This window comes from Kitasatospora sp. NPDC017646 (assembly GCF_044329365.1).
In the GTDB taxonomy this organism is placed as follows: Bacteria; Actinomycetota; Actinomycetes; order Streptomycetales; family Streptomycetaceae; genus Kitasatospora.
Genome location: NZ_JBIRJC010000137.1, coordinates 1 through 1,639, shown reverse-complemented (window position 1 = coordinate 1,639; position 1,639 = coordinate 1). Strand labels below are relative to the sequence as shown.

2 protein-coding genes are annotated in these 1,639 nt (G+C 71.0%); one reads left to right on the top strand and one right to left on the bottom strand.

The window, feature by feature from the left end:
• Positions 1–287 precede the first annotated feature (287 nt).
• Positions 288–722, top strand: coding sequence for a hypothetical protein (locus ACH4J0_RS43185; RefSeq protein ID WP_396246660.1), 435 nt, complete (start codon positions 288–290; stop codon positions 720–722).
• Positions 723–859: 137 nt separating this feature from the next.
• Here the strand turns inward: ACH4J0_RS43185 and ACH4J0_RS43180 are convergent.
• A partial coding sequence (locus ACH4J0_RS43180) for an electron transfer flavoprotein subunit alpha/FixB family protein (RefSeq protein WP_396246659.1) occupies positions 860–1,639 on the bottom strand: 780 nt, incomplete at its 5' end.

Genomic DNA, 1,639 nt, shown 5'->3' with positions numbered 1-1,639 from the left:
TCCGCCGCGAACGGAGCGATCTTCGCCTCGGCCAGCGAACGCACCGCCTCACGGAGCATCTCGTGCTCCTCGGAGATGCGGAAGAGATCGAAGTCCTGGCTCATGATCGCCACTCCTGTTTCACGACGGTACTCAGTACCCTTCATTATGCACGCGCGCGGCAAAAAGGGAACTCAGTGCCTTCACAGGGCGGCACTGAGTTCCCTATCCTTTTCCTGTCGTACTACAGCCGAACTACTGACGTACTTCTGCCGACAGAGCCGGTCCGAGCGCAGGGAGATGACAACGTGGTCCACTCAGCCATCGATGCCGACACCCGGAGTACGACGCTGTACTTCCAGCGCTGTACCTGGTGCAACAACCCCACCTTCCAGCGGCTGCTCTGCCCCACCTGCGGCTCCACCGAGCTGCGGCTGGAGCCCAGCGAGGGCACCGGCGTCGTGCGGCGCTGCGCGGTCGAGCAGGCCCGCACGCCACTGGTCCGCCAGAAGTCGCTGATCCGGATGGCGGAGGGGTTCGACGTCTGGTGCATCGTGGACGGGATGCGCAGCACCGTCCCGGTCGGCACCCGGGTACGGCTGTACTCCTCCCCCGGCTCCGAGCAGCCCGAGCTGCGGCTGCTGACGGTGGAGGAGCCGCCGGTGGAGCAGGAGGCCGAGCCGCGCCCGCTCCCTCCGGTCAAGGGCGGGTTCACCCAGCACCTGGCGGCCTTCGCCGAGTAGCGCTCGGCGGGCCCGCGGTCCGCCGCCGGGCCCGCCCGGCGGCGCCCACGGCAACACCCGGGCCGGCAACGACGGAGGGCGTGGCACTCGGTACCGGGGGTACCGAGTGCCACGCCCTCCGTTCGGCTTCCGGGTGATCAGCCCTTGCGGGCCTTCACCTCGGCGGTGAGCTGCGGCAGCACCTCGAAGAGGTCGCCGACCACGCCGTAGTCGGCGAGCTCGAAGATCGGGGCCTCCGGGTCCTTGTTGACGGCCACGATGGTCTTCGACGTCTGCATGCCGGCCCGGTGCTGGATGGCGCCCGAGATGCCGTTGGCCACGTACAGCTGCGGGGAGACCTGCTTGCCGGTCTGGCCGACCTGGGAGCTGTGCGGGTACCAGCCGGCGTCGACGGCGGCGCGCGAGGCACCGACCGCGGCGTCGAGCACGTCCGCGAGCTCCTCGACCACGCCGAAGCCCTCGGCGGCACCGACACCGCGGCCGCCGGAGACCACGATGGCGGCCTCGGTCAGCTCCGGGCGGCCGGTCGAGACGCGCGGGGTGCGCGAGGTGACCCTGGCGGCGTTGCCGGTGAACTCCACCGACACGTTCTCGACGGCACCGGCGGCCGCGGCGGCCTCCGGGGCGACGGCGTTCGGCTTGACGGTGATCACCGGCACGCCGTTGCTGACGCGGGAGTCGACGGTGTACGAGGCGGCGAACACCGACTGGGTGGCGACCGGGCCCTGGTCGCCGGCGCGGACGTCCACCGCGTCGGTGATGATGCCGGAGCCGAGGCGCAGGGCGACGCGGGCGGCGATCTCCTTGCCCTCGCCGGAGGAGGTGACCAGGACGGCGGCCACGTCGTTGGCCTTGGCGATCTGGGCCAGGGCGTCGACCTTGGGGACGACCAGCTGGTCGGCGAACTCGGCGCCGTC